The following is a 26,714-nucleotide window of genomic DNA, read 5'->3' as shown; positions in this document are numbered from 1 at the left end:
AGTACCGGTGACGTTCCAGGTGGTGCCGGAGGCGTTGACCGCCTTCGCCGCGGGCAGCGAGAGCCTGGGGGAGAAGTTCGGGCAGCTGGCGAGTCTGCTGGAGCAGGCACGGGTGGACGACCAGTGTTTCGGCCCGATCGGCGACGCCGTGGGGTTGAGCAGCGGCTACTTCTCCAGCCTTCAGGAGTGCCAACAGCTGGCCACCGACGCGCAGGAGTTCCTGAAGCAGACTGGTGACCAGTTGCGGCAGAGCTTCGAGGTCTACCAGGGTGTCGAGGACGGCATCGCGCAGGGGCTCGGGCAGATCGGCAAGGGCCTGGGCGGTGGCCGGTGAACGACGGGCCGGGCAGCTTCGCCGACCTCAACGGCGGTGACCAGAAGAACTGGTTCGAGCAGGCTGCCGGACGCGGCAGCTCCGCGGTCGGCGCGCTGCAGGACCTCGCCGACGCCACCACAGCGCCGGAGATGACCGCCGCGACGATCTCCGGGCGGCTGGAGCTGCTGCAGACCATCGCCAGCCCCGGTCAGGCGTTGCTGGACAACGGCCTGGGGTTCCTGGTGTCGATCGTGCTCAGCCCGCTGATCGAGATCGCCGAGTGGGCCATCGGCGACCCGGAGCAGATGCGCGCCACCGGCAACGGCTGGGAGCAGGTCGCGACCTGGCTGGACGAGGTCGCGGAGGCGGAGACCAAGCGCGCCGAGGCCACGACCGCGATGTGGTCCGGTGCCGCCGGTGACGCGTTCCGCAACCAGATCACCGAGTTCAGCGCCGGCGTGGCGGCGTTGGCCGAGGACGTGCGCGGGCTCAAGCGGACCCTGGACACGATCGCCGAGCTGTTCGACATGTTCGTCGAGTTCGTCGTCCAGGTCCTCACCGAGCTGATCATCGGTCTGATCGTGCAGTGGCTGGCGGCGCTCGCGGCGTCGTGGATCACCGCCGGCGGCTCGGTCGCCGCCGCGGGCGCGACCACGACGGTCCAGGTCGGCAGCACCGGGATGCGGATCACCATGCGGGTGTCCAAGCTCCAGATGGAGCTGTTCAAGATCGTGCGGGAGATCGAGAAGCTGCTGGTGCGGTTGCGCGGGCCGTTGCGCCAGGTCATCCAGCGGATGAACACCCTGCGCGGTGGCAACATGGCCCAGCAGTTCGCCGGTCGCCACGTCGGGGCCAACCCGCTGGTCAACATCGTGACGCGTGCGGACGGCACCACGCTGGCCTCCACGACCGGCAACCGGTTCATGCAGGGTGTGACCGGGGAGGGCGCGCTGGCGGGCAACATCAGCCAGACCGTGCTGTCCGGGATGCTCGGCGGTCAGACCAGGGTCGGCGGCGCGTTGTTCAGCGCCGGCGTGGACACCGCGATCGACGGCGGCATCAAGTTCGGCACGCAGGCCGCCGCCGACGCGGCGGAGAACAAGCCGTCCGAAGAAGAACGCCGGGACACGCAGGAACGCGGGTTCACCTGGTGAAGCTCGACGGTGTGCTCGCCATCCGCGAGTCCTGGGCGGGGCCCGACGAACCGGTCCTGCTGTGCGCCGGCGTCGACCCGAGCAGCGTCCGCTACGACGTGGCCGGCCTGGACTGGTGGGGCCGGCCCGAGCGCGGTGGCCTGGGCAAGGTCGCGGGCGGCCTGGGCAACGCGGTGTTCGCCGTCGCCAACGCCGCGACCGGCGGATCCGGCCCGGAGGACGGCGGGCCGGACGCACCCGCCGTCGTGCTGTGGGGTCCGCAGCCGGACACCATCGCCACCCGCGGCTGCCGTGTCACGTCCGCGCGGTCCTGGCTCGTGCTGACTCCCCGGCGGCTGGGCTGCGTCGCGGTAGCCGAGCGGCCGGCGGAACCGGAGCCTGAGAAGAGCCTGTTCGACCGCGTTTCCGGAATCGCCAAGAGCGCCCGCGACATGTTCACCGGTCCGCTGTACCCAGCGGGCCACCCTGTGGAGACCGAGGAGATCATCGCCGTGAGCGAGGTGCCACGCGACCACGTCTCCGGTGTCGCGCTCGCCGACCGCAGGCTGCCGCGTGGCTCCGCCCAGCGGCAGGTACACGTGCTGAGGTTGTCCTTTGTGGACGGGTCCGGTGTAGATGTCGTCGCCGCGCGTGGGGTCGACCATGCGCAACGGCTGATGAGCTTGGTCCAGGGGTAGCCGCCGTGCCGAAGAGCAGGACGAAACTGGCCGAGATCGCGCAGAAGACGTGGTGCGCGCGCGGCGAGCAGGTGGTGTGGGCGGTCAACCGCGACGGCCACGTCGGCAGCACGGTCGGTTCCACCCGGACGGCGCCGCACGTACCGGTCGGGCAGGTCCCGGAGGTTCACGTGTCGGAACCGGAGTGGCCGCTGCCGACCCGCGCGGTCGGCGAGGGCCGCTTCCACCTCGACGAGTGGGCGCACGACCCGGCGATCTGGGGCTGGGCGCACGCTGCGCACCCTGGCCAGGCGGCAGCCCGCTGGGCCGACCTGTTCACCGCCGGCGCGGACGAGTGTTGGCTGCTGCTGAGCAATCGCCGCCTGGCCCTGGTCGTCGAGAGCGGGTTGACGCAGCCTGAACAACCCTCCGGCGGCTTGCTCGGCAAGGTCCTGACCCGAAGCCCGCAGCGGCCCGACGGCCCGCCGCTGGTGATGTGGTGGGAGGCACCGGCGGGCGATGCGCGTTACACCGCCGCGCCGCTGGGCCGTGAGGTCCAGCCGCGGTGGTTCGTGCGCGTCGCCTTCCCCGACGGCTCCCGCTTCGAGTTCCGCGACGCCCAGGCCGAGCAGTCCGTCGTCACCGCCTACGCGAACCTGTGAGGCGGCTCGGCGCGCTGGAGGAGTCCGCCAAGTAGGCCGTTCCCCGACAGGTGGCGCTGCCGTCTCCCGGTAGCGCCACCTCTCCCACGGCCGGGCACGTTCGCACCGGCAGCGTTGCTCCGATCGTGTGGTCCGGGGAGCGGCGTGGACGGGTAAGGGTTCGACATCGCGTTGGTCGCGGTGCTGGTGTTGCTCAACGCGGTGTTCGCGGGCAGCGAGATGGCGTTGATCTCGCTGCGTGAGGGTCAGTTGCGGGCGTTGGAACGCGACGGGCAGGCCGGGGCGCGCACGCTGGTGCGGCTGGCGCGCGACCCGAACCGGTTCCTGGCGACCATCCAGATCGGCATCATGCTGGCCGGGTTCCTGGCCTCCACGACGGCCGCGGTGTTGCTGGCCGCGCCGGTGGTGCCGTCGTTGTAGTTCCTCGGCGGCGCGGCGGAGGCGGTCGCGGTCGTGCTGGCCACTGTCGTGTTGACCTTCCTGACCCTGGTGTTCGGGGAGTTGGCGCCCAAGCGCCTGGCGTGCAGTACTCCCTGCGGTGGGCGTTGCTGGTGGTCCTGCGCTTGCCGAAAATGTCGTCCTTGCTGGTCAGGCGGCGTGGTGGTACTCGTTGAGGATGCCGCCCAGCCGTTGCCGTCTGCGGATGCCGAGATGGGTGAGGGTGCCTGATCGGGGCTGGCTGTGGCAGTGGTTGTAGTGGTCGGGCGTTGTCGATGCCTTGGTGGGGCCGGTGTGGAAGTGCTCGTACTCGCGCAGCGCGTGGAGCAGGTGCTGCTGGTTCCAGATCGGTGTTCGGTCGAGAAGCTCGCGGCGGCAGCTGTGAATCCAGCGCTCCATGATCGCGTTCATGCGTGGGATCCGGACTCCGCTGAGAACGACCTGGATGCCCGCGTCGGCGAGGACGGCGTCGAACAGTGCCGGGAAATTGCCGTCGCGGTCGCGGATCAGGAACCGCGCGTGTTGGTCCCGGTCTTCGAGGTCCATGACGAGGTTTCTGGCGGCTTGGGTGACCCAGGATGTGGTCGGGTGCGCCGTGGCGCCGAGGACGCGGATCCGGCGGTTGGAGTGTTCGATGATCGTGAACACGTAGAGGGGGGTGCCGGTCAGGGTGGTGGTCTCGAAGAAGTCGCAGGCCAGGGGCGCGTCGGTGTACTGATCACCCCGAAGAACACCCCACAAGTCGCACACGCCACATCGCCACCCACCGGCCAGAACCCGCTCGACCTCAGCAAGAGCCGGTGGTGGCGGCGCTCGGAGCGTCGGCAGCCCAGCGTCCGGGGTCAGGGTCCGCTTGGAAGTTGCCGCACCGCGCACCGCGCCCTAGGCGCCGATGCCGGCAGGCTGTGGCTCGGCTGAGAGCGGAACCCGATCTACTGCGCCACTGACGAAACGCGCAATGCCAATCACCGACTTGAGGGCAACCATCAGCAATAGCTCAACCATAACGATCGACCGTCGATGTACTGCGTCAACGTGCCCATTGGACTTTCAACAGCAACGTGATCCACCGGAACCGGTGGCACGCCACGAACTCGGCGCGCCACCGGCGGCCGCTACGTCAGCTGCCCTGCTGCCGGCGCTCTTCCCAGCGGGTGGCCATCCCCGCCAACTCGTCGATCATCTCGTGCAACTCTTCCGACTTATGCTCGGCGGCCGTTTCGGCGAGCGGACCGCGGATCACCCGGACGATGTCGGCGGCGTTCTCCTCGCCGAAGTTCGACAACACCACCATCCCGGGCCGGAACGCCGCGAGACCGACCAACTCGTCGCGGAGTCCTGGATCCCGCACGTGCTCCGCGATGACCTCAAGCGCCCACTGGAGCGTGCCGGTGGGCACGTGCCAATCGTCGGAGTCCGCCGACCCGGCGCGGTCGATGAAGAAGTGCGCGGACAAGGCCTTCCTTCCTAAAGCGTCGCGATGAAGATGCGGGGACCCAGCGGAGCGATGAAGTCTACGATCATCTTCACCTGCTCCGGCGACAGGCCGGTGACATCGATGGGCATGATGTCCGCCTTCTCGAGGTGGGCCACGAGTCCTCTCTTGGTCTGTTCCCAGTTTTGCATGAAGTACTCCGGACAGGGGAACGGCCCTAACGCGTCGTAGGTGATGCCGTTGTGGTCGTACCCGTCCCCGGAGTTCCGAATCCCTTTCCACCGGTGGACAGAGCCCGGGACGCCTACCGCTGGGCGAGCCACCTCGGCGTGGACGAATTGCGACGGCAAGCCATCGATCTGCTGCGCCAACTCGCTCAAGTGCCGTCCGAGCGTGAGGATGTGCGCTTCCTGTGGAAGACCCTGGAAATTCCGGAGCCGGCGCCGTAGCTGCGGCGAGTTCTCGCAGTGCTGCCGCGCAGTGCTGCCGCGCAGTGATTCGCGTGCGTGCATGCGGGTGAGCAACGGGGCTCCGCCGGTGCGGACACCGACCTGTCCGCGCTCGGCCTCGCGCAGTATGACGGCAAGACCCGGGCTACGTGGCCGGACCAACCACCCCGTCTGGGGCGCAGCACCAAACCCGACCTCATGGTCAGGATGCTGGAACTGCTCGACGTCCACGACGGCCACCGCGTCCTGGAGATCGGCACCGGCCTCCGACACCCGACCGGACCGACCGTCGAGACGACTGTTCGTGCCACCTGCCAAGGGTGGGCGGCCGATTGTGTGAACCTTTCGGAGAACCCTGCATCCCGCTGGTGAGACCGGTATTCCTGGTTGCCGGGGAGAACCGCGGTGCCGGAGGGAACGGTCATGGGGGTGTGGATCGGTCTGCTGGGTGAGGTGACGGCGCACCTCGACGGCCGGCCGCTGGAGCTGGGTCCTGCCAAGCAGCGGTGCGTGTTGGCGGCGCTGGCGGTGGACGCGCCCCGGCTGGTGACCGCGGACCGGCTGGTCGAGCGGGTCTGGGGGACGGAGCCGCCTCGACTGGGGCGGCGGACGCTGTACAGCTACCTCTCGCGGTTGCGCGGGGCACTGTCGGCCGCGGGTGTCGTGGAGATCGTCAGCCGGTCCGGCGGCTACGCCTTGGCGCTGGACCAGCCCGGGCCCGCGACCGACCTGCACCGCTTCCGCGACCTGTGCGCCCAGGCTCGCGCGGGCGCCGACGACGCTCGGGCGGAGCGGTTGCTGACCGAGGCGCTGGAGTTGTGGCGTGGGCAGGCGCTGACCGGCCTGGACGGCGAGTGGGTCGAGGCCGAACGCGACCGGCTGCGCCGGGAGAGGCTGGACGCCGAGCACGCCCTCACCGAGGTCAGGCTGCGGCTGGGTCACGGCCCGGACCTGGTGGCCGGGCTCCGCGCTCGCGCCGACGCCGACGTGCTGGACGAGCGGCTGGCCGGCCAGTACATGCTCGCCCTGTCCCGCGCCGGGCGTGCGGCGGAGGCCTTGGCGCATTACCAGCGAGTGCGGGAACGGCTGGCCGAGGAACTGGGCACCGATCCCGGTGCGGAGTTGCGGCGGGTGCACGCCGGGATCCTGCGCACCGTGCCGGAGGACGGGCACGGCCCCAGCTACCTGCCTTACCGGACACCGGACTTCGTCGGGCGGGAACGCGAACTCGCCGAGGTGCTCGGAGCCCTCCGCGGCGGGGCCGCGGTACTGGTCCACGGCATGGCCGGGGTGGGCAAGACCGCCCTGGCGATCCGCGCCTGCCACGACGTCGCGGCCGACTTCCCCGACGGTCGGGTGTTCGTCGACCTGCACGGCTACTCGCCGGCGCAGGAACCACTGGGGCCCGCCGCCGCGCTGGCGGCCCTGCTGGCGCAGGTGGACGTCCCGCCGGCACAGCACCCGGACAGCCTCGACGGGCGCGCCGCGCTGTGGCGCGCGCGGACGGCGGGGCGCAGGTTCCTGGTCCTGGTCGACAACGTGGCGAGCGCCGATCAGCTCCGGCCGTTGCTGCCGGGTCCGTCGGGCTCGACCGTCCTGGCGACGAGCCGTCGTCGGCTCACCGCCGTCGACGGCATGGTGCCCGTGCCCGTCGACCTGTTGCCCGAAGCGGACGCCGACACGCTGTTCGCCTTGGTGTCGGGACGGACCGACGCGGGCGCGGTCGCCCGCCTGTGCGGTGGTCTGCCCCTGGCGATCCGCATCGCCGCCGCCCGGCTGCGCAACCGTCCGATGTGGACGACCGACGACTTCGTCCGGCGATTGGGCGGCCACCGGTCGAAGTTGCCGGAACTGCGCACGACCGACCAGGACCTCGCCGCCGTCTTCGCCCTGTCCTACCGTGAACTGGCCGGCGACCGGCAGCGGTTGTTCCGGCTGCTCGGACTGCACCCGGGAACACGGATCACGCCGGACGCCGCCGCCGCGCTCGCCGGGACGACGGCCGCGAAGGTCGAGCCCTTGCTCGAAGACCTGCACGACATCCACCTGCTCAGCCAGGAAGACCGGTTCGGTTACCGGCTCCACGACCTGCTCGCCGAGCACGCCCGCAGCCTCGGGCACCCCGACGAGGCACCCGCCGCGCTCGACCGCCTGCTGGACCACTACCGCGACGGCGGTGACGAGCACTGGCACCACCGCGAGGAGCCGAACCTGCGCGCGGTGGTCGAACTGGCGCTGGAGCGGCAGCGGTACGAGCACGCGTGGCGCATCGCCGACCACACCGCACGCCACCTGCGCGCGCGAGGCCGCCGTGACGACTTCCTCGCCGTGGCCCGAGGCGGATTGGAGGCCGCGCGAGTGGTCGGCGAACCACACGCGCTGGTGCGGAGCCTGGACAACCTCGCCAACGCCCATTGGGAATGCGGCGACCTCGAGCGCGCCATGTCCACGGCAGGGGAGTGGTTGCGGGTCGCGACGGCCATGGGCGACCCGGTCGCCCGCAGCGCTTCCCTGTCCCGCATCGGCACCCTCTACGGCATGTTCGGCGACTACGACAAAGCCGTCACCACGTATGAGGTGGCGCTGGCCGAGGAGGCCCCCGACTACGCGGTGACCGCGCTGCTGCTCGGCAACCTCAGCCACGCGCAGGAGATGCGCGGTGACTTCGCCGCCGCCCTCGACACCGCGATCCGATCCCGGAAGCTGCGCGAGCACGCCGACGACACACCCGGCTGGGTGTTGAGCACCGCACAACTGGCCCTGGTCCTGGCCCGACTCGGGCGCCGTGAGGAAGCGCTCCTCACCGCACGGGAGGCGGTCGACACCGCGGTGCGCATCGACTACCTGTTCGGGGAGGCCTGGGCGCGTACCGACTACGCGGAAGTCCTCCTCGCGGCGGACTTGCCCGAGGAGGCCCGTCAACAGGCCGAACGTGCCTGTGCGCTGCTCACCCAACCCACCCACCCCCTGCTGCTCACCCTGGCCGCCAACGCCCTGGGTGACGCCCACCGCGCCCTCGGCCAGCCGAACCTGGCACTGGACCACTACTGCCTGGCCCACGACACCGCGGAACGCATCGGTTACCGCCGCCAACAGGACCGCGCCCGCGCGGGCCACGAACGCGCAAGAGCCGAACTGCTCACCTGACCGCCCGATCCTGTTCCTCCGGGCACAGCACGGAAGCCGGCGTGGTGCCCCCGTTCGCTCGCGTCCTGCGCGAACAGGGGCACCACGCCGTGAAGCCGACCGGTTCATGCGTTGGAGCAGAACCTCCGGAAGGGCGGGTTGACCCCGGGGTCGGTCGGGATGACCATGGTGATCTCCCACGGGTTGCCCGCTCGTTCGTGCAGGCCGATGCCGCGGCATGGGCCGTACGCGGTGTCCGAATCGACCGCGGGGAGCTTGGTGAAGTTGAACCAGTCACCGCGTAGGACGGGCTGGGAGTTCCCGGTGCGGACGCCGTTGCGGTCGATGGCCAGGCCGCGGTGGTAGAGGTAGTTGTCCGGCATCCAGCTGGCTCGCAGGATCGGCGTCCACTGGTCGACCTTGCGCACCGTGCCGTCCACACAGGCCAGGAAGTTCAGTTCCTGCCAGATGGGCGGTGCGTCGTTGAAGGCCGACGCGCTCACCCCGGCTATGGCGCCGGCGTTGAAGAACATCTCCCAGACGTCGGCCACCAGTTGTTTGAGCCCGGCGGGGATCCGGCCGTCGCCGTCGATGCGGTCGCGCCAGGCCGCGGCGGCGTTCACCGGTCCGGACTGGCTCAGGATCGGCCGGTAGCCGGTCGAACCGCCGCCCGTGGTCTGCGCCCGGACGCACGAGGCGTTGGTGGGTGCCGCCGCGCCCGAGGCGTCGGTGAGCTGAGGGGCTTGGCGGCCCTCGGCGTAGGCACGTCCCGGTAGTCTGCCGTCGCGGCTCGGGTCGGCCGATCGCCAGGCGCCGTCGTGCACGTTGAGGTCGACCATGCGGTAGCGCAGGTCTGGCCGGGTGATCCCGTAGTCGGTTTCGAGGGCGGCGAACAGGTCGACCACGAACGGTGGCAGGTGCGAGTTGCCGGTGCGGTGCTCGTACTCGGCGAACTCGGTGCCGGGGATGATCCTCGCGTCATCGCCCGTCACGAACGAGATGGTGGCCTTGGTCCTGATCTTGAACCGGTCCACGTCGTCGAACCACCCCGGCCGCTGGTCGCCGGTCGGCCGGTCGGTGTAGGGCTCGGCGAATCCGATCCAGGTTCCGGCGCTGTTGCCGTCCGGGTGGTCGACCGGGTCCGATCCCGCGGCTTCCACCTGGTCCTTCCAGGCGCTGATCACCTGTCTGGTGGCCGAGCCGAGGTTGCTCGCGGAGAGCACGCGGCCGGCCGAGTCCCGGCCCCACTGGTACAGGGTCGCGTTGCCGGCGATCGGCCCCGCCACCCACGAGGCGGGCGCGGCGGTGTCGATGTTCTGGTCCTCGTCGTAGACGGCGACCGATTCGACCGACTCTTCGTGGTACTGGCCGGTGACGGGCACGAACGCGAGGGCGTCCCAGGCGATGCGGACGGTGCCGTCCCCGTCGGCGGTGCGGTTGCTCAGGCTCACTCGCGGTTGGGTGCCGTTGAACAGGAAGATGCCGATGGCGACCCACCGGTTCCCGCTGCCCTCCTGGCTGACGAACCGGCCCCGCTCCCCGCCTTCGGCGTTGACGCGGTATTCGGCGAGCCGGGTCCGGGCGCCTGGATCGGGGATGTGCGCCAGGATCTTCATCGGGCCGGTGCGGGTCTGGTTCAGCGTCCACGTGCCGACCGCTTCACGGCTTTCGGAGTCGTGCGTGTTGCTCATCCAGAAGTGCCCGCCGTAGGCGGCGCCGATCTGGTGGACGTCGATCTTGCCGGGGTAGGTGCCGTTCGGGGCTTGCCCGAAGGTGAAGGAGAAGGTGCCCGAGCTGGGTGGTTTGGTGCAGCCGGGACGGATCGACGGCACGTTCTGCGGCAGGTTGTCCACCACCAGTGCGTTGGACGGCAGCCCGGACAGCGAGCAGACCGGCGGGTAGCTGGTGGCGTCTTCCTGGTAGGCGTAACCCGGGTCGAACCGCAGCAACTCCCGTCCGCAGCTGTCCTGGCAGTTGGCCTTCCACGTGTTCGGCTGGTGGTACCAGCACTTCAGGTCGTACTGGTCGGCGCTGTTCTTGTGCGCGCAGGGCCCGGCAGGCTCACCGAGCACCTCCTCGGCTCCCGGCAGGAACGTCCCGCCCGGCACGCACTGGTTGCCGGCGTCGCAGAACTGCACGGTGGGCGGCTTCACGGCCCAGCGGTCCGCGTCGGTCAGCCACCAGGCCGGCCGGAAGGCGTGGACGAGCGTGCCGGGGCTTTCGATCAGCTCGATCGGGTGCCCCGCGAAACCGAGCACCTTCTCCGGGTAGGGCCAGTGCTGCGGATGCGCGGCGTCGGCGTACGAGGTCTCCATGAACGGGGGCCGGTCGGCCGGGTAACGCGGGTTCGCCGGGTTGTTGAGCCAGCCGACTCCCCACGGCTGCCCGTTGCCCGGGTTCTGGTGGAAGCCGGAGTTGTACGCCCACACCGCGAAGAACCAGTTCTCCAGCCGGTCGGCAGTGCCGTTGTTGACCTTCAGCCCGGCGCGGCGGGTCTCGTTCCACTTGTCCTGCAGCATCCGCAGGCCGCGGGCGATGTTGGCGGCGAAGTCCAGCGCGATCGCCCGCTGCTTGTCGTACGGCATCGCGGTCTCACCGGGCCGTTCCTTGCCCGCCAGTCGCATCCCGTCGGTGATCTGCATGACGCCGTAACCGCAGTCGGCCTTGTCCCACCGGATGGTCCAGTCGTCGCCCTCGTCGTTGTCGTAGTAGTCGATCCCGAAGTAGTTGCCGATCAACGGGTTCGCCGTCACCCCCGGCACCGCGAACTTGGCCGCCTGCCAGGTGTTCGACTCCTGCGTGGCGATGCCGAGCAGCACCTGCGCGGGTACGTTCCCACCGCCGTCCAGCGCAGTCGGCGGGAACAGGCCCTGAGGTGTGTACGCGGGCATGCCGAGGTTCTTCCAGTTGTTCTCCCGCTGGACGGTGAGCACTCCGCGCACGGCCTGGTCGACGGCCCACTCGACCTGGCGTGGCTTCGGCTGCATGGCCTGGTTTCGCGGGTCGTTGCGGGCCACCGAGCAGTAGCGCTGGTCACCGTCGGCAGGGTCGTTCGGAGCCCCGGCGGTGACCGACGCCTGCCCCAGCGCCGGGCTCGCCGCGGAGCCGTTGCCGGCGCCGGTCGCAGGGGTTGCCGACAGGGTGAAGGCCTTGCTCGTGGCCAGCGAGGTGGCCGTGATGTCGACCCGCTGCGGCGCGGTGGGGTCGGCGGGCGCCGCCCGGGGGTCGGGGTTCTCGGTCCGCACCACGGAGGTGACCGCGAGTTCGCCGGACAACGACATCTCCACGTCGTCGGGCACGGTGACCAGCGAAACCGACTGGGTCGCCGTGCGGGCGGTTCCGGCGCCCGTCACGAAGACGCGGCCGCCGCGGCCCGAGCGCACGCTCACGTCCGTGCGACCACCGGCGGCCAGTTCGGTGACCTTGTTGCCCGCCTTCGGGTCCACCCGGCGCACACTCGCCGCTGACTCGCCCTCCGCCTGCGCGTAGACGACCCCGCCGTCGGCGTCCGCGGCCAGCCGGTACGGCACGCCGTTCGCCGGTGTCAGCACCGTCCGCGTGCCGTCGGGACGCACTCGCACCACCGCACCGGAATCGGCGGCCACGATGCCGTCCGCGGCCGGCACCGCCGAGGTGAGTTGGCCGGGCACATCGATCGGCTCGGCCAGCTCACCGGTGACGGTGTCGAGTCGCAGGAGCCGCGTCGCGGTGAGGTCCTCACCGCCACCCTGGGTGAGCACCGCGGTCTCGGTGGGACCACAGCCGGGGTTGAAATAGGCGAGACTGGTCTGCACAGGCAGTTTGCGCACCGGGCCACCGGTCAGGTCGACGATCGCGGTGAACGCGCCGCGGTCGTTCAGGACCGCCTCGTTGGTGAAGGTCCGCGGCGCGTAGGCCACGACCGCCCGGTCACCCGACGCCGTCACACAGGCGTTGCCGATCCACGCGTCGGTGTCGAACCCGGGCTCCGACAACGACGCCGCCGTCCGCCACCGGTACCCGTCACGGGCCTCGGCCACCAGCACGTGGAACCCGGTGCCGTCGCCCGTCGTGGTCACCGCACGGTCGGTGGACCGCTCCCAGCCGCCACCGAGCACCGCAGCGCGTTCGGTGGACCGGACGCTGCCCGGCGACGCGGGTTTCGGGGCCGGGGCCGGAAGGTCGTCGTCGGCCGGAGTGGCCATCGCGCCACCCGGCATCAGCCACAACGAACAGAGAACGCACAACAACAAGACGAGCGGTTTTCGCACGGCCACTCCTCGGGCGATGAGATGCGTGGAGTCGGGGGCTCCGGCGCTCGGATCGAGCGCCGGAGGGAAAGCGCACGTGGCGATCACTCGCCGGGGATCAGGGACGCGCTACTTCCACGGGGTGCAGTGATCCAGTCCTTCCCAACTGCTGTGCCCGCACGCCCGGGTCGACCTGCCCGCCTTGCTCATCGTCGTGGTGGACGCGGAACACGCGTCCCCGCTGCTCACCGACGCGGTACGCGTCCTGACGCCCGTGCTGTTGTTGATTCCTTCATGCCAGGCGGTCAGGGAGTAGTAGCAATCCGGCTGGTTGATGTCGGTCACCCTGGTCCAGGTCGTCCCGCACGACGCCGAATAGCGGTGATCGACGAGGAACTCCCTGGCCCCGGCCCCGAGCAGGACGATGTTGGCCAGCGAGACCGACCCGCTCGTGCAATTCGCGGAGATCGGGCTCAACCCCTCACACGTCTCCCCGTAACAGGTCGGGGAAGCGGAACCGGATGACGCTTCGGATGTTTGCGCGGAGACAGGCGCGCTAGCCCCGATCACGGCGGCCAGCGCCGCGATCGCCACCCCGGCGGTGGTGAAGAGCTTACGTTGCATGAAGACCTCCAAGGTAGTTTCGACGAACAAGAAGGTGGTGACGCGCCGAATTCGGCGCCTGTCCGCAGTCGAGGCCGGCCGTGCTGTGCCGGTGGATCGGCTGGTCGGGCGGATCCTGGTTGCGAACTCGCCGCCGTGGACCGGGCGACAATGCGCGGTCACATCTCCCGGCTGCGCCGGGCGTTGGCGCACGCGCCCGTCACTCGGTCATTTCCAGGGCAGTTGCTGTCGCGACGGCGACAGCGAGCAAGACGCGTCGTAGCACGCGTTCCTCCTCACGTCGTGCCCTGCGGTGCGGGGCGCTGACGGGACTGTGCGCCGCCGAACGTGTGAAAGGGTTGCGTCTCTTCTGAAATCCGCAGGTCGGAGTGGGGTTCACGGTGCGGCTCGCGGTGCCCGGGAAGGCGTCGAGCGGCGACGTCTCAGACTGTTAGGTTTTCGATGAAAGCCCAGGTGGATTGGACTCATCGTCGTGGGCAGATTCACGTGGACTGCGTCGACCGCCGGGCTGGCGCAGAGTGCAAGAGCGGCAAGGACGAGCCGTTCTACGACGTGCGCGCCGCGCGGGTGCTCGGACAGTTCCTCGGCCGCCCGCCGTCGGCTCCACGCTTGCTGCGGTCGGTGAAGTCGCAGTGCTCCACCCCGAGCGTGGTGCCACTGCTGGTCCGCCGCGGGACCACGGTGGGTCGGGACGATCCGTCGCCGGAGAGCTGGACCTCGAACGGCGAGTTCCCTGATATCCCTTCTGTGCCGCCGCGCGCGACCGGGAGGACACGACGGGTTGGTGTCGTCGGTAGCTGCCTTGATCGGAGACGCGACGTGCGTGCAGCGTGTCCGGACGGCCGTGGGGTCAGTCCTCGATCAGCGGGGCGCGCGGCCGGTGCGGCGGATCGCGTTCTTGATGTAGTCGAGGACCGGTCCCCGGTCGACGGCCAACTCGCGCTGGTTGTTGAAGTTCCACGCGAACAGCCCCTGCTTGTTGAGACCGGCGATCGACTCGTCGCTCAACAGCGTCCGGACGTCCAGGTCCAGGACCTCGCCGGTGGTGTCCAGGTAAGCGGCCACCATGACCTTGCCGTACTCGCCGAGGATGCGGACGCTCTCCCGCACCTGGAAGACGTTGCCGTACCGCTGCTTGGCCACCACCGCCTGGTAGTCCGACGCCCGCAGCGCGCGGGCGAAGTGCGAGAACATCGACCGACCGCCACCGCTCTCCGCGTCGTCGTCCTCGACCTGGTAACCGTCCCAACCCAGCGCCACCTGCGCATTGGGAGCCGTTTCCTTGATGATCCGCCGAACGTCGAGGTAGCTGTCCTGCAACGCCTCGTAGTAGGCCGGGCTGGCGGCGTACGAGCCGTCCTCGCACGCCATCTTGTTGACCTCGTTGAACACGGTGACGTACAAGGGCGGATCGTCGGCCTTGCCGGCGAAGATGCGCGCGAGCGCACGCATGTGCTCGCCGAACGCCGGGGACAGCGGGTAGGAACGCCCGCAGCCGGGACCGTACTTGGTGTCGACCGGGACTTCGGGGTCGTCGATCTCCCAGTCCGCCACGAGCACGTGCAGCGCGTACCCGCGCGCGTAGGCGTCGGGAACCTCCTTGTCCCGCCACGGCGTCATCGTCGGCAGGTCGCTCGGCTTGTGGTAGTTGGTGGTCAGCATCGTCACCGGCGTCTCGCGCACGAACTCGGACTCCATCGCCGTGCCGATCAGGTCGCCGATGCCGTACAGGAGCGTGCCGGGAGGCGGCGCGCCCCGCGTGGCCGCGCTGCTGAACGGACCGCTGGAGGCCGTCAGCGTGGCCGCGAGCACGGCCACCAGCGCCACGGCCGCTCCCACTGTCACCAGCACGGGATTCGACGGCCCCCGGGTCGCCCCGAACAGCCGTGCCGCCCACTCCGCGTCGGGCCGGCGGGCGGGGTCCGGGTCGGTCATCGCGGCCAGGACGCCCGCTAAGCGCTTGTCGACCCGCCCTTCCGCCGCGGCCGACAACGCCACGCCCAGCGAGTACACGTCCGCCGCCGGAGTGGCGCGGTGGCCCCGGCGCACCTCGGGCGCCAGGTAGCCGTCGGTACCCGCTTCCCGCGCGCTCCCGGTCACCGTGACCTCGTCCCACATCGCGACGCCCAGGTCGGCGAGCTTGGCGGTGCCGTCCGGGGTGACCAGGACGTTGGCGAGGGTGATGTCGCGGTGCACCATCCCCTTGGCGTGCATGGCCGCCAGCGCGGTGGCGATCTGCGCGCCGACCCGGGTGGCGAGGTCGGGGGCGATCGGGCCGTCCGTGCGGCAGATCTCGGCGAGGCTGCGGGCGGGCAGGTATTCCATGACCAGCCAGCGCCGGTCGCCGTCGACGACGGTGTCGAAGACGGAGATCACGTGCGCGTGGTGCAGCCCGGCCCCGATCCGCGCCTCCCGCCGGGTGGCCTCGCCGTCCCCCGTCGTCGCCTGCTTGAGCGCGACGACCCGGCGCAACTCCAGGTCGGTGGCCCGCCAGACCTCGCCCATCCCGCCGACACCGACGACTTCATCGAGCCGATACCGGCCCGCGACCACGTCCCCGCTACGCACCGATCCATCTTAGTCACCCAGCGCAGTCGCCCGGAGGGGAACGCGACTCTTCGCCGACGCCAAGGTGCGGTCCCAGACGGCTGCCGTCCAGGAAGACGATGTGGTCGGCGTTGCGCACGGTCCGCAGCCGGTGCGCCACCACCGCCGTCCGGCCCGCCATCAGCCGTTCGACGCCGTCGTGGACGGCTGCTTCGTTGTCCAGGGCGGAGGTCGCTGCGGCGCGGACCTCGGCTCGGTGGCGTAGGCGCGGCCGAGCCGGATGTTGTCCTCGACGCCGCCGGCGAAGTGGTAGACGTCCTGGAAGAGGATCGCGATCCGGGCCGCGGCGACCAACGCCCCGTTCAAGGTCGAGATTGGCATCAGCACCACGACGGTCGCGGTGAACCAGACCCAGCGCGGTGGCGAGTGGGTCAGCCTCGGCTGGTTCACCCTCGCCCAGGGCAACGCCGCGAAGATCACGCTGTCGGACAACGCCGACGGCACCGTGCTTGCTGATGCGGTGAAGCTGGTGCGGAACAACAGCAACGATGTCGACAACGAGAAGAAGACGTTCGCCCACTCCTACGACGCCAACAGCAACGTCACCACGCAAACCCTCGAAGGCAAGACCACCACCTTCAACTAGGACGGCAACCGCCTGCTCACCGCCACCACCTCGGGCGTCACGGCGGCCTACAACTACGACCCCTTCGGCCGCCTCGACTCCGTCACCAGCGGTGGCCAGATCATCGAGTTCTACAAGTACGACGGCTTCGACCGCACTGCCGAACACACCAAACTCGGCGACGGCGGCGCACTGAAAACCACCACCTACACCTACGACCCGCTGGACCGCACCACCTCCAAGACCCAGGACGGCAAGACCACCGACTATGCCTACCTCGGTCTCACGGACAAGGTCGTCGGCGAGGAGATCGCCGGCCAACTCCAGCGCACCTACCAGTACGACGCCTTCGGCCAGCGCCTCACTCGGATCAAGAACGACACCGACGGCGCAGGCCCAGAGGTCGCGGAGGACTCCTACTAACTTCTACCGATACAACGGCAAATGCTGGGACCCCAACTCTGGCTCGTACGACATGGGGTTCCGCGACTACAGCCCCGGCCTCAACCGCTTCCTCGCCCGTGACAACTACAACGGCGCCCTCGGCGACCTCAACCTCGGCCCCAACCCGTTCACGGGCAACCGCTACGCCTTCACCGGCGGCAACCCCATCAGCAAGATCGAGAACGACGGCCACTGCTGGGACTGGCTGCAAAGCGTGTGCGACGCAGCCAATGACGTAGGGGCAGCCGTCGCCGAAGGGCTCGACGACATCGGCGACTTCTTTGAAGAGCATGGCGATGACATCGGCAACACGCTTCTCGGTGGCGCATCGGTGGTCGGCGGTGCCCTTCTGGCGCAGCTCGGTTTTGGTGTCGCGACAGGCGGAGTTGTTCTCTGCGGAACCGGAGGAGGGTGCCTTCTTGGTGGACCCGCAGTTGCGCTGGGAACCGCCGGTGTGGTGACGGGCGGCGGACTCGTGATCGGTGGCGCGATGCTCGTCCAACAGAGCCTGGGCAACATCTTCGGCGGCTCCAGTTCGAACAGAAGTTCGAGTAGTAACAGTGGTAGCTCTACACGGTTGTTCGAGAACCAGTACCCTCAAGACCTCGCGGAGGAAGTTGCCACTGCCGAGCGTTTGGGTGTCAAGCCGGTCACTCCCGGAACGGGAGAGGCGCAGATCGCGGGCAGTCGGGGTCAGTGCTTCGGCCTGGAGATCGACAACAACAGCGGCCACTACCTGCCTTCGTTGGAGAGCCTCCAGATCGGCAAGGATGCGTTCCGGACAATCGGCGTCGGGTTTTGATGATGGAAGTGCACTTGGACCAACTGCTGGAGTTGAGCGCCAACGAATTGCGGGCCTGGCTGCTCGCTGCCCAGCCAGGCGGAGAGCAACGCGCCAACTGGTGGCTTGGGCTCGTGCAGCCACTCGAGACCCGGGTCAACAACGTTGCACTCGACAGTGGAGTCAGGTCGAGGTGGGCCGCGTTGAGTGTGCAGGTTCTGGAGATTGCACGGGCGGTCGGCGCTCTGAGTGACCAGGAGGTCGCAAACCGATTGGTATACCTGAGTCACGCCGTTGCTGCTGCTCCCGGCTCGACGGTGCCGCCTGCGCTGGAACCCGACATCGCTGCGCGACGCAGCCTGGCCAACATCCGCCTCTCTCGAGCAGAGGCATTGCGCATGGCAAAGGATTGGCAAGATCGACCGATCGATCAAATTCGCACCCTACGCGCCGTGAAAAACGTTCTTCATCCTCTCGTCTACCTTGTTGACCGGATCACTGACGACGACGTGGCCTGCGAAGTGAGAAGCTGGTTGGAGATCAAAGACAATCTGCCTTGATTGTTGCCGTCCGGCCGTTGCAGGACATGTTTGACAACCTGGCGGGAACACCGCAGGTCATCCGCGCCTACCCGCAGACCTGGCAGAACGTCAGCGACGGGCCGTCCGCGGCGGCGTTGTTGACTTTCGCTGGTTGTCCTGTCAGGTGCTTCGACGCCATACGAGGCATCCTTCTTCCACTGCGGGCACGTATGAGGGAGTGCGGATGCCGTAGGGGCGGGCCCGCTCGACGTAGGATCGCAGTGCGGGAGATCCGGTGTGGAGTGCGTTGGCGATGTCGGTGAGCATGTCGGCCACGTTGTCCCAGAACGGGGTGACCTGGCTGCCGTCGTCCCGACTCCAGTGGTGGACGCAGCCGTGCCATCGGCCTGGCCGCAGGTCGACGAAGAGGTGATCGCCGTTGCCGAGTGCCGCAATCGGCACGAAGGTCTTGAGGAACGCGCCAGACCGCGTGCCGGCCTCGTCGACGGGGTCGGCGGTGCGTGCCGGAGCCGGGCCTACGAGGTATCGCCGCTTTTCCAGCGCGTGCTTGGTCGAGCAGGGTTCGAAGTACGGCGGCAGCAACTCGGTCCGCCCGTCCGGCAGGCCGGAGCCATCGCACAGCCGCCACCAGGTGGCCAGGTCGTCGGGAAGCGGAGTCGGGACGTCGGATGCGAGCGCCGCGAGGTCGCGTTCGTCGGCGGGAGGAGCAAGGCTGTCGAAGGTCGAGGGCGCGTGTGCTCGCAGCCACGTGGTGATCCGAGCCCATGAATCCGTGACGGATGCGCTCATGCCACCAGGATGCACCATCGGCTGAAGTGGGATGTGGGGGAGTGCTCACGCACTCCCCCACACAGGGGTCGGGGCTTGTGCGGTGATCTGCAGGTCAGGTTGTGACGCGCGCACGAAGAACTTGTCGTTGTCGAGGATTCGGTCGTAGGAGTACCAGACGGCCAACCAGAGTCCAGCCGCTTGGTTGTCCTCGGACGGCAGAACCCTCACCGAGAAGTTGCGCTGCGGGTTGTAGTACGGCGACGCGCCCTCGTACGTGCTGGCGAACGGGTACTCGTCACAGTCCTGACCTGGTTGCGGGTAGTCGTTCGGGAACTCTGTGCGACAGGTCTTCACCGCCTCCCGGTTGTTCTCCGCCCGTCGCCCGCTGTCGAACCACAGCCGGTGCAGAGGCTGCCCACCGATCGCGCCGGGGATCTGCTTGCCCGGCACCGCAGGGATCGTGGCCGCCGGGTTCGTCATGGCGTCGCGGTAGTGGTGCGCGGCTTGGGTCATCGCCGCGAACTCTGGCCTGTTGACCGGGAAGTTCAGCACCGCCTCCACTTCGGTGAAGATCGCTCCTGCCTTGCCGTTGTGCGAGATGTAGTCCGCGGAGTCGAAGCGGACCTTGTGCGGCACGGAGGTGATGTCCCGGGTGGAGCCCTGTGGCAGCGTGCCGGTGACCTTGACCCACGCCGACGCGTAGCCCAGGCGCTCCGGGTTGAGCAGGGGGTCCAGGGCAGGCTCCGGACCGCGCAGCTTCAGCCTGACCTCACCCGAGCTCACCCACTCGCCCAGCGGTCGCTTCACGGGCGGTGTGGCGGGATCAGGTTCGCAGTCGTTGACACCGACCAACGGGTGGCACTTCGCCTCGACGGTCAGGTCCAGGACACCTTCGAAAGGACGCGCGTGCTGGAAGTCGGTCAGGAACACGTCGTAGCGGACCTCCCGCGAGGCGTCCGAACCGTCCCCGATCACGGTGAGGGTGTAGAACAGGTTCCGCTCGACGCAGAACAACCCGCCCAGCCAGCAGGCAGGCCGGAAGCTGATCACGGCCTGGTGGGACCAGCAGTACGAGTAGTGGTTCTTCGCCGTGCCCGGGTTGTTCTTGTCGCCGACGTTCGCCTTGCACTGGTCGAGGGTGAAGTGGTCGTACTGGAAGGCCGGCGGTGTCCACCCCGTCGCCGACGGGGAGTTCTTGGCGGTGACACCTTCGGCGTAGTGCCCGGGCCTGCCGTCCTCTGCGCGTACCTCGGCCAACGGTCGCAGGGGCGGAGCCGCCGGTTCCGCGCGTTGAGCCGAAACCTCGTCAGCACCGTGGACGATTGCTGCGAAGGCGTCGCTCGTGTCGTCGTTGTAGACCGCGATCCAAGAGCCGTCGGCCAGACCCGCCCCGGACAGGTCCTGCCGGCCCGTCGCAGGAGCACCGTGTGGCACGAAATCCTGCCAACCCGACGCCGCGACCCTGCCCCGGGTGGTCGGGTCGACGCCGAAGCGGCCGTGGAAGACGCGGCGGTACGCATCGGAGGACAGCACGTCCAGCGCACCGTCCGGACCGAGGATCACCGCCGGCCGCCCGAAACCGGTGTGGCCGGCGAGCACCGACCACGCCGCCCAGGCTCCGCCCGGTGCGATCTGGCGGCGGGTGGCGAGGGTCGAATCGGCTTTCCGCACCATGACTTCCAGGCTGCGGTCGGCGCGGGTGATCACCTGCGGGACGAAGCCGCTGATGGCGAACCCGGTGTCGGTGAACTGCTCCCAGACACCGAACCCGCCGCTGCTCTGCCGCGACTTCCACAGCGCCCGCGACGTCGTGTTCACGAAGACCTCCAAGAGGTCACCGGGTCCTCGTCCGACGGCGGGAGTGCCGGTTGCCCCGCTACCGCCCAACGAGGTCCACGCTCCCCACGGGCCGCCCTTCACCTGCTGAGCGACTGCCCGAACGCTGCCGTCGGCCGCGGTCGTGAACACCCAGAGCGCTTCACCGGCTCCTCTGGTGACCGCGGGTGCGGCGAAGGACAGGTTGGAACCGCCGATCGACACCCAGCCGGACCAGGTGCCGCCTTTGCCCTGCTGCCGACTGGTCCAGACCGCGCCATCCACGACGGTGAAGACCTGCATCGCTCCGTCGTGGGTCTCCACCGCGGAGACGTTGCCCATCGACATGCCGGACAGGTAAGGCAAGCTTCGGCGCGTCCCCTCGTCGTCGAGGCTCTTCTTGGAGACGTGTTCCACGACGATCCCGTTGAAATCGAAGTACTCGATCGTCTGGTCCGAAGTGGACAAGACGATCGGCGACGCCGGGCGCGGCACTGCCGGCCGGACACCCGGGTCCGCGTGCGCGCTCGGCACCGCCACTGCCTGGCTGCCGATCGCGACGGCCAGCACGGCTATCGCAACAGTGGCGCGTCTGATCGTGTTTTGGACGTGCAACAACAGAACTTCCCCCCTCGGGAATGTTTCCCGACCCCGTTGGGATCATGTCGGCACCGGGCGACCGCCTGCACCGCCGATCGGGTGGTCACGTCGAACCCGGACGGCGTGATGATCAGCGGCAACGGACGTCGGCACAGGACCGGCAATCCGCAACCCATCTCCCGCGAGCTCGCGCTGATCCGGTCCACCGGTCGATCGCCCGGCTTCTGGGCGGCGCCACCCCGTGGTCTCCGGGAGACCGCCCGCAACGGCGGCACACTGGACTGCCGGGCGATCTCCGCCCACGACCGCACCACCACCCGAAACCGCGCAAACCGGTGGCCACGGGTGGTTGCTGGATTTCGTGCGCGACGGCCCCAGTGCCTGCCAGTCACCGCGGCAGGTCAGTGCCAGGCTCGCCGGACTCCACCCCGACGACCAGGAGTGCGCGTGCCACCCGAGACGATCTACGAGACGTCGTTCCCCCAAGGCCCGCGACGAACAGCGACTGGAGTTGAGGCCGGCGTTGTGCACCGGCCGAGCCCGGCGCGTCAGCCAAACGCGGCACCAACGGCCTGCTACGGCAATACTTTCCCAAGAGCACGGACGTGTCCCTCCACACCCGGGCCGACCTCGACGCCGTCTCGGGGTGGGGCTCGGGCGTTCCGCGTGTCGCCGCTTTCCCGTGTGTAGTTGTCAGGTCGAGATTGTGCTGAGGTCAGTGGTTGCCTCGAAGAATTGCCCTGATCATGATCAGAACACTCAGGGCGATCGAGCCGCCCACCTCGCCGACTACACAGCCCCAAACGTGGTGTTTGGGGCAGGTAGGCCAGTCGGAGCAGCACAGTCGGTCACCATGCCCTGCTGGTGTTATGGCCGACGGCGGCCGTGCCCATGAGCGCTTCGAGGTCTTCGGGCCGAACCCGCCGTGTTGCGCATGTACGTGACCGCTCGGGAGATCACCACCGACATCGCGCCCCAGGACGTACTGCGCGCCGAACTGTTCCAGGCGGTGGCGATGACGCGCCTACTCGCCGACCGCTGGTACGAGCCCCCTGCTGTCGCCGGTCCGACGGGCTGACGGTGGCTACCAGATCCACGCCGAGACACCGCTTTGGCCCGACCGCTGACGTCTTGCGGAGGACAGCCGGTGCCGTGTCCGGTGCTCCTCGGCTGTGGGACACCGAATAGCGGTACTAAGGAGAGGGGGAGATGTCGACGGTCCATCCGCCGCGGTAGACCGGTTGCGCTCGGTCTGCCACGCCGAACGCGTCGGCTACCGCGAGGGCCGCTGCCGTCCGCACGGCCGACACTTCGATGTCGGTCAGGTCGAGTTGGGCGTGCACGACCTCGACTGCGACGCCCGCGTTGTCCGCCCCGCAACGGGTCACCAGGTCGAGGCCGTCCGTCGCGCCCGCCAGTGCCGCGTCCACGAACTCGCGGTCCGGACCCGGCTGGAGTGAGGACCTGTCGTCGGGGTCGACGACCCAGGTGACCGGTGGTCGGCCCTCCTCCGCGGTCGTCAACCGGACTCTGACCTGACCGAAGTAGCCGACTCCCGCGTGCTGGCGCCTGAGTCGGTATTCGCCGGTGCGATCGTCGGGCATGTTCAACTCCTGGTGTTCACGAACAGGTGGTAGATCGTATTCCGGAAGTAGTGCTCGTTGCCGAACCGCCCGGTCGTGCGTTGGATGTGGTCGTAGTCGTGCCTTCCGCCGGAGTTCCACAGGTCCGTCGCGGCGTCGTCGTCCATGGTGGACATGTCCGCGTGCCGCAGGTTGTCGAAGTCCTCGCCGCGGATGCGGTGCTCGATGATGCTCAGGTCGGTCGGACCGCCCGGGCGGCTGCTGACCGCTTCCAGGTACCGCTCGGCTTGCTCCCGCGTCTCCCAGGCGTAGAGCCCGTCACCGAGTTCGGAGCGCGGCCTGCCGTTGCTGTCCACGCCGGAGGGCCACGGCTCGCCGCCGTTGTTGATCAGGCGGTCCGCGTCCGCGGGGCCCTGCACGCTCGGACACTGCAGTCACCAGGTCGGTGACGATCGAGTGGAATTCGCGGTCGACCCAGCCCTGGTCGTCGCGGACCCGCTCAACCTGGCACAGGGGGGCGAAGCGCCGTTCCCGCACGCGACCGGCCGCGTCCCGGAGGAAGGCGACTTCCTCGCCGAGGTCGTTGCCAGTCTTTGACCAGCGCCGAATGAAGTCGTCCCGAACGGGTGAATCCGGCGCGTCGACCCCAACGGCCAACCGTTCGCGTGAACTGCCGTCAACCTGCGCTGAACGACTCAAGTTGGCCGCAACTGCCCGAAGCTGCCGAGTGTGCGACGGCGGATCCGGCTCGCTGTGGGAGCACGTCGAGAACGTGTGGCGAGCCTGGAACGACAGCGGTCGGCCCGGCTGGGACCCCTTCGTGCCCACCGACTTCCCCGCCGCCCGCACTCTTTGGCTCGACCATCCCGGCAACCTCCTCCCCGTGCCTGCCTGGGTGGCACTCCATTGTTGCGGGCGGGTGGCGCACCGAACGTCCTGTGTGCGCGTCTAGTATGCTCGTGTGAGCACACATCACCGGGCGACCTCGCCGCAATGGGCCTACCTCGACGGCGAACTCCGCAAGCGCGGCCTGACCGCCGGAGACCTCATTCGCGGCACCGGTCTGCCGCGCAGCTGCTTGACCATCTTGCGCAACGGGCGATTTCCGAGCATCCCCACTGCACGGGCCATCGCCCGCTTTCTCGGCGTGTCCACCCTCGAGGTCCTTGTCGGAACTCGCATCCTCACCGAGGACGAGGCCCGGCATCGGCCTGTGCGGATGCCGGACCTGACCGCTCTCACCGATGCGGAGCTGTTCATCGAACTGCGTGAGCGTCTCCGCCACCGCCTCTGGTTGTTGTCGTTCGTCCCCCAGTCGCTGTCCTTGGCGACTGCCGGCGACAGCGACCGGCTCGGCGTCGAATTGGAGGCGAGCGAGGACCTCCAGGTACAGCGCGAATGACCGAGACCTGACCGGATAGTGCTCCGCACTATCCGGTCGACCCGCCCCGCCGGCCGGTGGGAACGGGTCAGCGGTGGGTGTCCGCCGGTTTGTGGGTGAGTGCGCCGCTGGACCAAGGACCCTGCTGACGGAGGACCTAAGGCCGCGTCGGCGGTCGTGAGGGCGCTCTAGCGTCGGTGCAAGGACTGCGTTCCTGGGAGGTGCCCGATGCGTGCTCGCGAGTTCATGACCAGCCCCGTCATCGCCGTGACGCCGGACGTGCCGATCCACGAGGCCGCCGCGCTGCTGTCCTCGCACGGGTTCACCGCGCTGGCGGTGGTGGACGGGCAGCGGTTGGTCGGTGTCGTCACCGACGCCGACCTGCTGCGCGGCGAGCACACCGACCACCGGCCGGGGGAGACACCGGTGCGGGCGGTCATGTCGACGCCGGTTCTTGGTGTGGACCCGGACGCACCGATCGGAGCGGTCGCTCGGATCATGGTGGAGGACCACGTGCGCTGGGTGCCCGTGGTGGCCGGAGCGGCGCTCGTCGGGGTGGTGACCAGGCGGGACCTTGTCCGGGTGATGGCCCACACCGGGACCTAGGTCACCGATGCGAGGAGCCCATCCGCACTGCCGTCGACATCCGACCGCGCGGAGGCTGTCCGATATGGACGCTGCAGAAGTGATGACCCGCCCGGTCGTGACGGTCGAACCGTCCACGACCATTCGCGCCGCGAATGCGCTGCTGATCGACCACGGTTTCTCCGCGCTGCCGGTGGTGGAGCACGGTGGGCGGTTGGTCGGGATCGTGTCCGGCATCGACCTGCTGGTGCAGAGCATCGGGCAGGGCGCGGGCGCGACCACCGTCGGGCAGGTGATGAACAAGGTCGTGATCAGCGCGCCCCTGACCGCCACGCCGACCGAGCTGGCGAGCGCGATGCTCGGTCACCGGTTGCGTTGTCTGCCGGTCGTGGACGCGCGCGGGTGCGTCGTCGGGGTGGTGAGTCGCAGCGATCTGCTGCGCGTGCTGACCCCGGACGACGACGTGATGACCGCTCGCGTGGACCGGCTGCTGCGCGCCTACAGCCGGACTCGACGCTGGACCGTGGAGGTGGTTGGCGGTCGGGTCGCGGTCAGCGGGCCGTTCGAGGACCAAGCCGAGCGGCAGGTGGTCGCGGCGCTGGTGCGGACCGTGCCGGGAGTGGTCGGGGTCGTGCTGGGCGGTGTCCCGGTCGACGCCACGACCTGATGGACCTCGCTGCCGCCGCCGCGCTGGCCACGGCGTTGGCGATCGGGCTGCTGCTCGGGGTGGAGCGCGAGCACGACGTGACAGGCCGGCGGCCGGCCGGGTCGCGCACGTTCCCGTTGATCGCGCTGGCCGGGGCGGTGGCTGCCGCGTTGTCGCCGGCGGTGGTCGCGGTCGGGTTCGCGGGGGTGAGCGCACTGGTGGTCCTCTGGTACTGGCGGGAACTGCGGTCGGCGGAGCCCGATGTCGGGGCCACCACGGAGGTCGCCGCGGTGGTGGCGTACCTGTTGGGCGCGTTGGCGTGGCACCGGCCGCAGCTCGCGGTGGCGGCCGGGGTGCTGGTGGCGGTGTTGCTGGCGGCCAAGCGGCCGTTGCACCGGTTCGCCACCCGGCTGGTGAGCGACCGGGACGTGACCGACGCGATGACGGTGTTCGTGGTGGCGTTCGTGGTGCTGCCGCTGCTGCCCAACCGGCCGCTGGGCCCGTACGGGGTGCTCAACCCGGCCAAGGTGTGGGGCCTGGTGCTGGCGGTGACGCTGATCGGCTGGGCCGGGTACCTGGCCGCGCGGGCGTTGGGCCGGCGGTGGGGGCTGCTGGTGGCGGGGTTCGGCGGCGGGTTCGTGTCCGGTTCGGCCACCACCGCCGTGATGGGACGCCGGTTCCGCGAGGTCGGTGCGCCCGCGGTGCCCGCCGCGTTGGCGGCGAACGTCTCGACGTTGGCGCAGCTGGTGGCGGTGACGGCGGTGGCGAGCCCGGTGGTGTCGCTGCGGCTGCTGCCCGCCGCCGCGACCGGTGTGGTGGTGCTGCTGGCCGAGATCGCCTGGTTGACCTGGCGGCTGCCCGAGTCCGGCGAGGAGCACGACGAGGTCGTGGAGCGGCCGTTGTCGTTGCGGGCGGCGGTCGGGTTGGCGTTGGTCCTGGTCACGTTGCTGGTGGTCACGCGCGGGGCGGCGGAGTGGCTGGGCGGCGGGGGAGCGGTGCTGGCGGCGGGGCTCGGTGGGCTGGCCGACGCGCACGCCTCGGCGATCGCGGCGGCCTCGCTCGCGCCGGGGACCATCCCCGTCAGCACGGCCGTGCTGGCGTGTGGGGCGGCGCTGGCGGCCAACACGGTGGTGAAGCTGGTGCTCGCCCTGGTGGCCGGTGGACCGCGGTTCGCGCTGGGGCTGGCCGGGTGGCTGCTGCCCGTGGTCGCCGCGTTCGCCGGCGTCGTGGCCCTGTGACGCGGGGTCGAAGGTCCCGGGCTCGTCGGGACCGCCGCCACTGACCGCCCGGCTCGCGTGGCGGGAG

The 26,714-nt window shown here is 69.5% G+C and carries 25 protein-coding genes and 1 pseudogene; 15 read left to right on the top strand and 11 right to left on the bottom strand.

Features of this window, described 5'->3' with window-relative positions:
* The first annotated feature begins 7 nt into the window (after nucleotides 1-7).
* The 5 genes and pseudogenes from DFJ66_RS44115 to DFJ66_RS12235 form a co-directional block, all read left to right on the top strand.
* Nucleotides 8-334, top strand: a complete 327-nt coding sequence (locus DFJ66_RS44115; protein WP_246029714.1) for a hypothetical protein — start codon at nucleotides 8-10, stop codon at nucleotides 332-334.
* Complete coding sequence (locus DFJ66_RS12250; protein WP_246029713.1) at nucleotides 331-1,470, top strand: WXG100 family type VII secretion target; 1,140 nt, start codon at nucleotides 331-333, stop codon at nucleotides 1,468-1,470. The genes DFJ66_RS44115 and DFJ66_RS12250 overlap by 4 nt, the downstream gene beginning before the upstream one ends.
* On the top strand, nucleotides 1,467-2,147 hold the full coding sequence (locus DFJ66_RS12245; protein WP_121220889.1) for a hypothetical protein: 681 nt from the start codon (nucleotides 1,467-1,469) through the stop codon (nucleotides 2,145-2,147). Before DFJ66_RS12250 ends, DFJ66_RS12245 begins: the two co-directional genes overlap by 4 nt.
* A 5-nt stretch (nucleotides 2,148-2,152) precedes the next feature.
* A complete protein-coding gene (locus tag DFJ66_RS12240; RefSeq protein WP_121220887.1) occupies nucleotides 2,153-2,788 on the top strand; it encodes a hypothetical protein in 636 nt (211 codons plus the stop codon).
* Nucleotides 2,789-2,953: 165 nt separating this feature from the next.
* Nucleotides 2,954-3,372, top strand: a pseudogene (locus DFJ66_RS12235) (CNNM domain-containing protein); the annotation flags it as partial.
* Nucleotides 3,373-3,376: 4 nt separating this feature from the next.
* On the opposite strand, the gene DFJ66_RS12230 reads toward DFJ66_RS12235, so the two are convergent.
* From DFJ66_RS12230 to DFJ66_RS12220, 3 genes are all read right to left on the bottom strand, one after another.
* Nucleotides 3,377-3,874 (bottom strand): integrase, encoded by a 498-nt coding sequence (locus tag DFJ66_RS12230; protein ID WP_246029712.1) that lies wholly within the window; start codon nucleotides 3,872-3,874, stop codon nucleotides 3,377-3,379.
* 472 nt (nucleotides 3,875-4,346) lie between these two features.
* On the bottom strand, nucleotides 4,347-4,682 hold the full coding sequence (locus DFJ66_RS12225) for a hypothetical protein (protein ID WP_121220885.1): 336 nt from the start codon (nucleotides 4,680-4,682) through the stop codon (nucleotides 4,347-4,349).
* Nucleotides 4,683-4,693: 11 nt separating this feature from the next.
* Nucleotides 4,694-5,341, bottom strand: a complete 648-nt coding sequence (locus tag DFJ66_RS12220; protein ID WP_170199301.1) for a hypothetical protein — start codon at nucleotides 5,339-5,341, stop codon at nucleotides 4,694-4,696.
* Nucleotides 5,342-5,533: 192 nt separating this feature from the next.
* Between DFJ66_RS12220 and DFJ66_RS12210 the strand changes: the two genes are divergently transcribed.
* Nucleotides 5,534-8,257 (top strand): AfsR/SARP family transcriptional regulator, encoded by a 2,724-nt coding sequence (locus DFJ66_RS12210; protein ID WP_121220879.1) that lies wholly within the window; start codon nucleotides 5,534-5,536, stop codon nucleotides 8,255-8,257.
* Nucleotides 8,258-8,361: 104 nt separating this feature from the next.
* Here DFJ66_RS12210 and DFJ66_RS12205 read toward each other — a convergent pair whose 3' ends face one another.
* From DFJ66_RS12205 to DFJ66_RS44110, 4 genes are all read right to left on the bottom strand, one after another.
* Complete coding sequence (locus tag DFJ66_RS12205; protein WP_246029711.1) at nucleotides 8,362-12,420, bottom strand: golvesin C-terminal-like domain-containing protein; 4,059 nt, start codon at nucleotides 12,418-12,420, stop codon at nucleotides 8,362-8,364.
* A 174-nt stretch (nucleotides 12,421-12,594) separates the two neighbouring features.
* On the bottom strand, nucleotides 12,595-13,089 hold the full coding sequence (locus tag DFJ66_RS12200; RefSeq protein ID WP_170199299.1) for a DUF2690 domain-containing protein: 495 nt from the start codon (nucleotides 13,087-13,089) through the stop codon (nucleotides 12,595-12,597).
* A gap of 861 nt (nucleotides 13,090-13,950) precedes the next feature.
* Nucleotides 13,951-15,657, bottom strand: coding sequence for a serine/threonine-protein kinase (locus DFJ66_RS43415; protein WP_246029710.1), 1,707 nt, complete (start codon nucleotides 15,655-15,657; stop codon nucleotides 13,951-13,953).
* 159 nt (nucleotides 15,658-15,816) lie between these two features.
* On the bottom strand, nucleotides 15,817-16,017 hold the full coding sequence (locus DFJ66_RS44110) for a hypothetical protein (protein WP_246029709.1): 201 nt from the start codon (nucleotides 16,015-16,017) through the stop codon (nucleotides 15,817-15,819).
* Nucleotides 16,018-16,036: 19 nt separating this feature from the next.
* On the opposite strand from DFJ66_RS44110, the gene DFJ66_RS43410 reads away from it, so the two are divergent.
* The 3 genes from DFJ66_RS43410 (at nucleotide 16,037) to DFJ66_RS12180 (ending at nucleotide 18,046) form a co-directional block, all read left to right on the top strand.
* Nucleotides 16,037-16,282, top strand: coding sequence for a golvesin C-terminal-like domain-containing protein (locus tag DFJ66_RS43410; protein ID WP_211351100.1), 246 nt, complete (start codon nucleotides 16,037-16,039; stop codon nucleotides 16,280-16,282).
* Nucleotides 16,283-16,529: 247 nt separating this feature from the next.
* Entirely contained in the window at nucleotides 16,530-17,507 is a 978-nt protein-coding gene (locus DFJ66_RS43400) for an RHS repeat-associated core domain-containing protein (protein WP_211351098.1), read from the top strand.
* Nucleotides 17,508-17,521: 14 nt separating this feature from the next.
* On the top strand, nucleotides 17,522-18,046 hold the full coding sequence (locus DFJ66_RS12180; RefSeq protein WP_147459215.1) for a hypothetical protein: 525 nt from the start codon (nucleotides 17,522-17,524) through the stop codon (nucleotides 18,044-18,046).
* A 141-nt stretch (nucleotides 18,047-18,187) separates the two neighbouring features.
* On the opposite strand, the gene DFJ66_RS12175 is transcribed toward DFJ66_RS12180, so the two are convergent.
* Together DFJ66_RS12175 and DFJ66_RS12170 are read right to left on the bottom strand one after the other, a co-directional pair.
* Nucleotides 18,188-18,817: an SMI1/KNR4 family protein gene (locus DFJ66_RS12175; RefSeq protein WP_170199298.1), complete on the bottom strand. Its 630-nt coding sequence runs from the start codon at nucleotides 18,815-18,817 to the stop codon at nucleotides 18,188-18,190.
* A 45-nt stretch (nucleotides 18,818-18,862) separates the two neighbouring features.
* Nucleotides 18,863-21,232 (bottom strand): DUF8189 domain-containing protein, encoded by a 2,370-nt coding sequence (locus DFJ66_RS12170; RefSeq protein ID WP_147459214.1) that lies wholly within the window; start codon nucleotides 21,230-21,232, stop codon nucleotides 18,863-18,865.
* A 916-nt stretch (nucleotides 21,233-22,148) separates the two neighbouring features.
* Here DFJ66_RS12170 and DFJ66_RS42635 point away from each other — a divergent pair.
* On the top strand, nucleotides 22,149-22,292 hold the full coding sequence (locus tag DFJ66_RS42635) for a hypothetical protein (RefSeq protein WP_170199296.1): 144 nt from the start codon (nucleotides 22,149-22,151) through the stop codon (nucleotides 22,290-22,292).
* A 115-nt stretch (nucleotides 22,293-22,407) separates the two neighbouring features.
* Here DFJ66_RS42635 and DFJ66_RS12165 read toward each other — a convergent pair whose 3' ends face one another.
* Nucleotides 22,408-22,818: a hypothetical protein gene (locus DFJ66_RS12165; protein WP_121220866.1), complete on the bottom strand. Its 411-nt coding sequence runs from the start codon at nucleotides 22,816-22,818 to the stop codon at nucleotides 22,408-22,410.
* A 2-nt stretch (nucleotides 22,819-22,820) separates the two neighbouring features.
* Complete coding sequence (locus DFJ66_RS12160; protein ID WP_121220864.1) at nucleotides 22,821-23,216, bottom strand: hypothetical protein; 396 nt, start codon at nucleotides 23,214-23,216, stop codon at nucleotides 22,821-22,823.
* Nucleotides 23,217-23,253: 37 nt separating this feature from the next.
* On the opposite strand from DFJ66_RS12160, the gene DFJ66_RS42630 reads away from it, so the two are divergent.
* From DFJ66_RS42630 to DFJ66_RS12140, 5 genes are all read left to right on the top strand, one after another.
* Nucleotides 23,254-23,394 carry a hypothetical protein gene (locus DFJ66_RS42630; protein WP_170199294.1) on the top strand — a complete coding sequence of 47 codons (141 nt, stop codon included), beginning with the start codon at nucleotides 23,254-23,256 and terminating at the stop codon, nucleotides 23,392-23,394.
* A 364-nt stretch (nucleotides 23,395-23,758) separates the two neighbouring features.
* Nucleotides 23,759-24,199 carry a helix-turn-helix domain-containing protein gene (locus tag DFJ66_RS12155; RefSeq protein ID WP_121220862.1) on the top strand — a complete coding sequence of 147 codons (441 nt, stop codon included), beginning with the start codon at nucleotides 23,759-23,761 and terminating at the stop codon, nucleotides 24,197-24,199.
* A 207-nt stretch (nucleotides 24,200-24,406) separates the two neighbouring features.
* Nucleotides 24,407-24,784, top strand: coding sequence for a CBS domain-containing protein (locus DFJ66_RS12150; protein WP_121220860.1), 378 nt, complete (start codon nucleotides 24,407-24,409; stop codon nucleotides 24,782-24,784).
* Nucleotides 24,785-24,848: 64 nt separating this feature from the next.
* Complete coding sequence (locus DFJ66_RS12145; protein ID WP_121220859.1) at nucleotides 24,849-25,430, top strand: CBS domain-containing protein; 582 nt, start codon at nucleotides 24,849-24,851, stop codon at nucleotides 25,428-25,430.
* Nucleotides 25,430-26,647 (top strand): MgtC/SapB family protein, encoded by a 1,218-nt coding sequence (locus tag DFJ66_RS12140; protein WP_121220857.1) that lies wholly within the window; start codon nucleotides 25,430-25,432, stop codon nucleotides 26,645-26,647. The genes DFJ66_RS12145 and DFJ66_RS12140 overlap by 1 nt, the downstream gene beginning before the upstream one ends.
* Nucleotides 26,648-26,714 lie beyond the last annotated feature (67 nt).

The organism is Saccharothrix variisporea (assembly GCF_003634995.1).
GTDB lineage: Bacteria > Actinomycetota > Actinomycetes > Mycobacteriales > Pseudonocardiaceae > Actinosynnema > Actinosynnema variisporeum.
Note: the sequence above shows the minus strand (reverse complement) of the source record. Positions and strands in the feature narration are given on the sequence as shown.

Bases quoted from the DNA above. Each gene is read 5' to 3' on its own strand.
- DFJ66_RS12210 (WP_121220879.1), top strand. From the start codon at position 5,534: ATGGGGGTGTGGATCGGTCTGCTGGGTGAGGTGACGGCGCACCTCGAC.
- DFJ66_RS12205 (WP_246029711.1), bottom strand. From the start codon at position 12,420: ATGGCCACTCCGGCCGACGACGACCTTCCGGCCCCGGCCCCGAAACCC.
- DFJ66_RS12200 (WP_170199299.1), bottom strand. From the start codon at position 13,089: ATGCAACGTAAGCTCTTCACCACCGCCGGGGTGGCGATCGCGGCGCTG.
- DFJ66_RS44110 (WP_246029709.1), bottom strand. From the start codon at position 16,017: ATGCCAATCTCGACCTTGAACGGGGCGTTGGTCGCCGCGGCCCGGATC.
- DFJ66_RS43400 (WP_211351098.1), top strand. From the start codon at position 16,530: ATGCCTACCTCGGTCTCACGGACAAGGTCGTCGGCGAGGAGATCGCCG.
- DFJ66_RS12175 (WP_170199298.1), bottom strand. From the start codon at position 18,817: ATGAGCGCATCCGTCACGGATTCATGGGCTCGGATCACCACGTGGCTG.
- DFJ66_RS42635 (WP_170199296.1), top strand. From the start codon at position 22,149: ATGTACGTGACCGCTCGGGAGATCACCACCGACATCGCGCCCCAGGAC.
- DFJ66_RS12165 (WP_121220866.1), bottom strand. From the start codon at position 22,818: ATGCCCGACGATCGCACCGGCGAATACCGACTCAGGCGCCAGCACGCG.
- DFJ66_RS12150 (WP_121220860.1), top strand. From the start codon at position 24,407: ATGCGTGCTCGCGAGTTCATGACCAGCCCCGTCATCGCCGTGACGCCG.
- DFJ66_RS12145 (WP_121220859.1), top strand. From the start codon at position 24,849: ATGGACGCTGCAGAAGTGATGACCCGCCCGGTCGTGACGGTCGAACCG.
- DFJ66_RS12140 (WP_121220857.1), top strand. From the start codon at position 25,430: ATGGACCTCGCTGCCGCCGCCGCGCTGGCCACGGCGTTGGCGATCGGG.